This window comes from Actinomycetospora sp. (assembly GCF_055612215.1).
Genome location: NZ_JBVPVA010000894.1, coordinates 1 through 6,948, shown reverse-complemented (window position 1 = coordinate 6,948; position 6,948 = coordinate 1). Strand labels below are relative to the sequence as shown.

Sequence of the window (6,948 nt, the reverse complement as noted above, 5' to 3'; positions counted from 1 at the left end):
ACCACTGCGACTTCACCTACCGCAACATGACGGCGTGGGCACGAAAGATGTTCGTCACCCCCGGCGTCGTCGTCGACGGCAGGCTCGTCACCAACGACCTCACCGAGATCAACCTCGGCATCCGCATCCTGCTCGGCCACTCGTTCTACCGGGACTGGGCCGACCAGGAGGTCTTCGTCACGCACGACCCGCTGGGCAACCCGGTCGACCAGCGCCACCCGTGGAACCAGCACACGATCCCGGCACCGCAGAAGCGCGACTTCGACGACAAGTACTCGTGGACGATGTCGCCGCGCTGGTTCGACGGCAAGGAGCACCTGGCCCTCGACACCGGCGGCGGCCCGATCGCCCGCCTCTGGGCCACCGCCCTGGCCGACCAGGTCGACATCGGCTACGTCCGCTCCACCGGGCACAGCGTCGAGCTCAACCTCCCGAAGACGGTGAACAGGCCGGAGAAGACCTTCACCTGGTCCCCGCCGGTCGACAAGCAGGGCCGGCCGCTCTCCAACGCGATCGAGCGCGACCGGGCGAGGACCTACTTCCAGGCCTACGCCGCGGCCGCGGCGATGTACTTCCTCGAGAAGGCGCTGGCCGAGGTCCGCGGCGGGAACACGAAGACCTGGGAGTCGTTCGAGGTCCCCGACGAGTCCGTCAGCGTCGGCTTCACCGAGGCCGTCCGCGGCGTGCTCTCGCACCACATGGTGATCCGCGACGGCAAGATCGCGAACTACCACCCCTACCCGCCGACGCCGTGGAACGGCAGCGTGCGCGACAAGTTCGGCACTCCGGGGCCCTACGAGGACGCGGTGCAGAACACCCCGATCTTCGAGGAGAACAAGCCCGAGGACTTCAAGGGCATCGACATCATGCGGGCCGTCCGCAGCTTCGACCCCTGCCTGCCGTGCGGGGTGCACATGTACCTGGGCGACGGGAAACAGCTGCACCGCGAGACGTCGCCGACCCAGCTCAACCTGCCCTGACGATGGCACCCCCCGAGGAGGACACCGACCCGGGCGCCGTCGCCGGGACCATCACCGAGCTGCTCGACGAGCTCTCGACCGACGACACCTCGCGCGAGGTCGGTGAGGACCTGGTGCGGGTCCTCATGCAGTTCTACGGCGCCGGTCTCGCCCAGATGATCTCGATCGTCCGGCTCGGGGCCGGCGACACGATGGTCCACCGGATGGCGGCCGACCCCCTGGTCGCGGCCCTGCTGACCCTCCACGACCTGCACCCCGTGGAGCTGCCGGTGCGGGTCGGGCACGCGCTCGACACCGCGCGGCGCCGGCTGGGCAGCCACGGCTCGGGCATCACCCTCGACCGGGTGGACACCCACACCGGCACCGTGCACGTCACGCTCGCCGCAGGCTGCGGGTCGTCGTCGGACACGGTGCGCGACGTCGTGCGCACCGCGGTGGCCGAGCTCGCCCCGGAGGTGGCCGCGGTCGAGTTCGCCGCGGAGGCGCCGGGGCCGGCGCTGCTGCAGATCGGGCTGCGGCCCCCGGGCACCTCGACCGTCGCCGCGGCCGGGTCATGACGGCCGGCCCGGAGGTCGCGGGCCTGCGGCGGTTCCTGACCGCACGTCCGGGACCCACGGAACCCGCCGTCCCGGCCGAGCGGTGCGATCTGTGCGGCACCGAGGTCGCCGCCGAGCACCCGCACCTCGTGCACATCGCGGAGCGCTCGCTGAAGTGCGCGTGCCGGCCGTGCGCCCTCCTGTTCCGGGACCGCCCCGCCGACGCGCCCGCCGGCGCGTTCTCGGGCTTCCGCACGATTCCCGACCGCTACCTGCGCGACCCCGAGTTCGTGCTCACCGACCAGCAGTGGGACGCCCTGCAGATCCCGGTCGGCATGGCGTTCTTCCTGCTCAGCACGGGAGTGCCGGATGCCGCCGGGTCGGGGCCGTCGGTGCTCGCCTGCTACCCCAGCCCGGCCGGCGCCACGGAGAGCGAGCTCGACCTCGCCCACTGGTCCGAGGGCGTCGGCGGCGGCCGGCTCGCCGCGCTGCTCGAGCCCGACGTCGAGGCACTGCTGGTCCGTCGCGCCACCCGGGACGGCACGGCGACCCGCTGCGTGCTCGTCCCGGTGGACGCCTGCTACCGGCTCGTCGGCCTCGTCCGCCGCCACTGGCGGGGCTTCGACGGTGGCGCCGAGGCGTGGGGGCACATCGACGCCTTCTTCGATGCCGTCGAGGCCCGCAGCCGGGAGGTGCCCCGGTGACGCTCCCGTTCCCCCGCACCGCCCCCGGGCCCGCATTCCGGTTCGCGGTGACCGGCGCCGACCACGACGCGCACGCCCTCGGCCCGACCCTGCGCCTGTCCCTCACGATCACCGAGACCACCGGGACGCGGATCCATGCGCTCGCGCTGAGCAGCCAGATCCGCATCGAGCCCGCCCGGCGCCGCTACTCCCCCACCGAGCAGAGCCGCCTGGTCGAGCTCTTCGGCGACCCCGAGCGCTGGGGCCGCACCCTCAACCCGATGCAGCTCGCGACGGTCGCGAGCGTCACCACCTCGTTCACCGGCGAGCACGAGCTCGTCCTCGAGGTGCCGCTGACCTACGACACGGAGGTCGCGGCGACCCGCTACTTCCGCGGACTCGCCGACGGCGGCGAGGTCCCGCTGCTCCTGCTGTTCAGCGGCACCGTGTTCTACGAGTCCCCCGATGCCGCCACCGGGGTCCAGGTCGGCCTGGTCCCGTGGAGCTCGGAGACCACGTTCCGGCTCCCGATCGACGTGTGGACCCGGATGATGGCCGCCCACCACGGCGGCACCGCCTGGCTGCAGCTGCCCGAGGACACCCTGACGCGGCTCTCGGCCTGGCGCGCCGCGCGGGCGCTCCCGACCTGGGAGCAGACCTTCGACACGCTGCTCGACGAGGCCGGGGGACCGTCGTCATGAGCACCCCCGATCCCCTCGACGCGGTGGCCGCGGTGGCGGACGCGGTCCTGTTCGAGGGCTATCTCCTCTACCCCTACCGCGCCTCGGCGCAGAAGAACGCACTGCGCTGGCAGTTCGGTGTCCTCGTGCCGCCCGAGGCGTCCGAGCGACTCGCCGAGCCCAGCCGCAGCCGCACCGAGCTGCTGCTCGAACCCCGTGCCGGAGCGGCCCTGCGCCTGCGCGTGCGGTTCCTGCAGGTGCAGCAGCGCACCCTCGTCGGGCCCGACGGCGCACCCCTCGACGAGCTCACCGTCGAGGGCGACCCGCACTTCGCGTGGGACGAGGCCCTCCCCCGCCAGGTCGACGCCGCCGTGCGCGTCGACGACCTCCGCGAGGGCACCACGAGCGTGCCGATCACCCTCCCGGGCACCGAGACCCGTGAGCCGATCACCGACGTCTCCGGCACCGTGCACGGCTCCTACGTCCGGACCACCCGGCCGATCACGGGCCACCTCCTGGTCTCCGCCGTCCCGGTGCCGGGTCCCTACGGAGCGCTGCGGCTGCGGGTCGACGTGGTCAACGACGCCGTCGCGGGCGCCGGCGAGGTCCGCGAGGAGGTGCTCCGCTCGTCGTTGATCTCCGCGCACACCGTGCTGGGCCTCGACGCCGGCGCCTTCCTCTCCAGCGCGGACCCCCCGGAGTGGGCGCGCCCGGCCGTGGCCGAGTGCGTCAACCAGCACAGCTGGCCGGTGCTCGCGGGCCCCGAAGGCGACACCCGGCTCGTGCTGGCGTCACCGATCATCCTCGACGACCACCCCCAGCTCGCCCCGGAGAGCCCCACCGACCTCTTCGACGGCACCGAGAACGACGAGATCCTCAGCCTGCGCACCCTCGCCCTCACCGACGACGAGAAGCGCGAGGCGCGCGCCACCGACCCGCGGGCGGCCGGGATCCTCGACGCCCTCGATGCCATGGGCCCGGCCATGTTCGAACGTCTCCACGGCACGGTCCGACCGGGTGGGCGGGCCCCCGACGCGGACGCGATCCCCACCCTCGTCACGCCGGGCGTGCCGTGGTGGGACCCGGCCGCCGACGCGTCGGTCGATCCGGACACCGACACCGCGGCGGTCGACGGGCAGCTGGTGTCGCGAGGCAGCGCGGTGATCCTCGTCCCCGGGGCGGGCAGCGACGCGCAGGACACGTTCCTGCGCGGCGTCGCGGCCACCGTGCAGGCCGTCCTGCGCGACGTCGACGGGCAGACCCACGTCGCGGTCTCGATCGACGACGACCCGGGCGCGGACCTGCAGGCCCTCCACGGCCGGTACCGGTACTTCCGGCCCGACGAGCTCGCGCTCGGTGCCCGACCGGGGAGTGCGTCGTGAGGACGCTCGTCGCCGGGGTCGGCAACGTCTTCCTCTCCGACGACGGCTTCGGCTCCGAGGTGGCTCGGCGCCTGCTCGCTTCGGGCGGCCTGCCCGGGGAGGTCGACGTCGTCGACGTCGGTATCCGCGGGATGCACCTGGCCTACCAGGTGCTGGAGGGCTACCGGGTGCTCGTCGTCGTCGACGCGACCCACGGCGGCGGGCCGCCCGGGTCGCTCTACCTGCTCGAGCACGACCTGGCCGCCATGACCGGGGACGCGGCGTTCGACCCGCACGGCATGGAACCGGACGCGGTGCTCGAGCTGATCGGCGCCCTGGCCCGCGGCGTCGGGACCCACGGGCTCGACCGGGTGCTCGTCCTCGGGTGCGAGCCGGCGCACCTCGGCGCGGGCATGGGCCTGTCCCCGCCCGTGGCCGGCGCCGTGGACGCGGCCGTGGGCGCGATCCACCGGCTCGTCGAGCGGCTCGTCGAGGGCCGCTCCCTGGAACCACGGACGAAGGAGACGACCGATGAAGATCATTCTCGTGGCGGCAGTGCTGGTCGGTGCCGGCTGGGTGGTGAAGGAGTCCATCCCGGACGTCAAGCGGTACTTGCGCCTGCGCGCGATGTAGCCGAGCACGGACGCTGAGCGGGAGGAGCCGGGATGCACGAGTTCGGCGTGGCGGCATCGGTGCTCGAGGCGGTCGAGGCGCGCGCCGCCGGGCGTCCGGTGGCGGCCCTGCGCCTGCACGTGGGCGCCCTCCAACGGCTCGACCGCGACGTCTTCGACCAGGCGTTCGCGCTGGTCGGCGAGGGCGGGGTGGCCGACGGGGCCCACGTCGAGGTCGTCGAGGTGGCGGTCGAGGTCCGCTGCCGCGGCTGCGGTCATCCCACTGTCGCCGACGAGCTCGTCACCGCGTGCGGGAGCTGCGGTGCGCACGACCTCGAGCTGGTCCACGGCGACGACCTCGTCCTGGAATCGATCACCATCGCGGGCCGCGTGGCCGGCGGGCAGGAGGTGCGCTGATGTGCCTGGGCATTCCGGGGGAGCTCGTGGAGATGCCGACCGACGACACCGACCTGGCGCTGGTCTCCGTGGCCGGCGTGCGGCGCCGCGTCAACGTCGGCCTCGTCCGTGATGAGGAGGAGCTCGCGATCGGCGACTGGATCCTCATCCACGTCGGCTTCGCCCTGGCCAAGATCGACGAGAGCGAGGCCCAGGCCGCCCTGGAGATGCTGCACGCCATGGGGCCGACCTTCGACCAGGAGATGGCCGACTTCACCACCAGCGCCGTCGGTCAGGAGGGGCTGTGAAGTACGTCGACGAGTTCCGCGACGCGGACACCGCGCGGGCGCTCGCCGCCCGCATCGCCGAGCTGGCCGAGCCGGGCCGTCGCTACGCCTTCATGGAGGTGTGCGGCGGCCACACCCACACCATCTACAAGCACGGGCTCGAGGACCACCTGCCCGACTCGGTCCGGCTCGTGCACGGACCCGGCTGCCCGGTCTGCGTGCTCCCGATGGGACGCGTGGACGACGCGATCGCCATCGCGCAGGAGCCCGACGTGATCATGACGGCGTTCGGCGACATGATGCGGGTGCCCGGCGGGGACGGTTCGTTCTTCGACGCGAAGGCCGCCGGCGCCGACATCAGGATGGTCTACTCGCCCCTGGACGCCCTGAAGATCGCGCGCAACAACCCGGACAAGCGCGTCGTGTTCATGGCCATCGGGTTCGAGACCACCGCCCCGTCGACCGCTATGACGGTGCTCCGGGCCGCCCGTGAGGGGATCGAGAACTTCTCGATCTTCTGCAACCACGTGACGATCATCCCGGCGATCAAGGCCATCCTCGACTCGCCGGACCTGCGCCTCGACGGCTTCCTCGGCCCGGGCCACGTGTCCACCGTGATCGGGTGCCGGCCCTACGGGTTCATCGCGGCCCGCCACGGCAAGCCGCTGGTCACCGCCGGGTTCGAGCCGCTGGACATCCTGGCGTCGGTCCACCAGCTGATGCTCCAGCTGCGTGAGGGCCGCTGCGAGGTCGAGAACCAGTACAGCCGGGTGGTGCCCTGGGACGGGAACCGGCGGGCCCTCGAGGTCATCGGCGAGGTGATGGAGCTCCGGCCCTGGTTCGAGTGGCGGGGCCTGGGCTTCATCTCCCAGTCCGCCATGCAGGTGCGCGAGGCCTACGCCCGGTTCGACGCCGAGCGGATCTTCCAGGTTCCGGGGGTCCGGGTCGCCGACCCGAAGGCGTGCCAGTGCGGCGAGGTGCTCAAGGGCGTCCTCGAGCCGTGGGAGTGCAAGGTCTTCGGGACCGCGTGCACTCCCGAGACCCCGATCGGGACCTGCATGGTGTCCTCGGAGGGCGCCTGCGCGGCCTACTACAACTTCGGTCGCTTCAGCCGCGAGCGCGTCCGCGCCGGTGGCACGACGATGCTCGCCGACCCCGTGGTGGTGCGGCGATGACCTCGACCCGGAACGGGAGCCCGCACGGGACCACGGTCAACGCCGGCTGGGCCGAGGAGGCCGTGGCGACCCACGCCGGCGCGGAGCACCTGCGCACCGAGGAGCAGGTCCTCGAGCGCATCGAGCGGGCGCGGCGGCGCAAGCCGCGGGTGCGGGAGGAGCGCGTCACCCTCGCCCACGGGGCCGGGGGCAAGGCCACCCACACCCTCATCGACGCGGTGTTCGTCGAGGCCTTCCGC

9 protein-coding genes and 1 pseudogene are annotated in these 6,948 nt (G+C 72.9%); all 10 read left to right on the top strand.

Going from position 1 to position 6,948, the window contains the following annotated elements:
• Positions 1–980: nickel-dependent hydrogenase large subunit (locus AC0CYZ_RS24400; RefSeq protein WP_472220145.1), on the top strand; the 980-nt coding region annotated here is incomplete at its 5' end.
• Positions 981–982: 2 nt separating this feature from the next.
• Complete coding sequence (locus AC0CYZ_RS24395; RefSeq protein ID WP_472220143.1) at positions 983–1,537, top strand: NifU family protein; 555 nt, start codon at positions 983–985, stop codon at positions 1,535–1,537.
• Complete coding sequence (locus AC0CYZ_RS24390) at positions 1,534–2,220, top strand: DUF5947 family protein (RefSeq protein ID WP_472220141.1); 687 nt, start codon at positions 1,534–1,536, stop codon at positions 2,218–2,220. Before AC0CYZ_RS24395 ends, AC0CYZ_RS24390 begins: the two co-directional genes overlap by 4 nt.
• Positions 2,217–2,900 (top strand): DUF6084 family protein, encoded by a 684-nt coding sequence (locus AC0CYZ_RS24385; RefSeq protein WP_472220139.1) that lies wholly within the window; start codon positions 2,217–2,219, stop codon positions 2,898–2,900. The genes AC0CYZ_RS24390 and AC0CYZ_RS24385 overlap by 4 nt, the downstream gene beginning before the upstream one ends.
• Entirely contained in the window at positions 2,897–4,261 is a 1,365-nt protein-coding gene (locus tag AC0CYZ_RS24380; protein ID WP_472220137.1) for a hypothetical protein, read from the top strand. Before AC0CYZ_RS24385 ends, AC0CYZ_RS24380 begins: the two co-directional genes overlap by 4 nt.
• Positions 4,258–4,890, top strand: a complete 633-nt coding sequence (locus AC0CYZ_RS24375) for a hydrogenase maturation protease (RefSeq protein WP_472220135.1) — start codon at positions 4,258–4,260, stop codon at positions 4,888–4,890. Before AC0CYZ_RS24380 ends, AC0CYZ_RS24375 begins: the two co-directional genes overlap by 4 nt.
• Before the next feature lie 15 nt (positions 4,891–4,905).
• Positions 4,906–5,268 carry a hydrogenase maturation nickel metallochaperone HypA/HybF gene (locus AC0CYZ_RS24370; protein WP_472220132.1) on the top strand — a complete coding sequence of 121 codons (363 nt, stop codon included), beginning with the start codon at positions 4,906–4,908 and terminating at the stop codon, positions 5,266–5,268.
• On the top strand, positions 5,268–5,555 hold the full coding sequence (locus tag AC0CYZ_RS24365; RefSeq protein WP_472220130.1) for a HypC/HybG/HupF family hydrogenase formation chaperone: 288 nt from the start codon (positions 5,268–5,270) through the stop codon (positions 5,553–5,555). Before AC0CYZ_RS24370 ends, AC0CYZ_RS24365 begins: the two co-directional genes overlap by 1 nt.
• Positions 5,552–6,709, top strand: coding sequence for a hydrogenase formation protein HypD (gene hypD / locus AC0CYZ_RS24360; RefSeq protein ID WP_472220128.1), 1,158 nt, complete (start codon positions 5,552–5,554; stop codon positions 6,707–6,709). The genes AC0CYZ_RS24365 and hypD overlap by 4 nt, the downstream gene beginning before the upstream one ends.
• Positions 6,706–6,948 (top strand): annotated as a pseudogene (locus tag AC0CYZ_RS24355) (hypothetical protein); the annotation flags it as partial. The gene hypD and the pseudogene AC0CYZ_RS24355, both read left to right, overlap by 4 nt.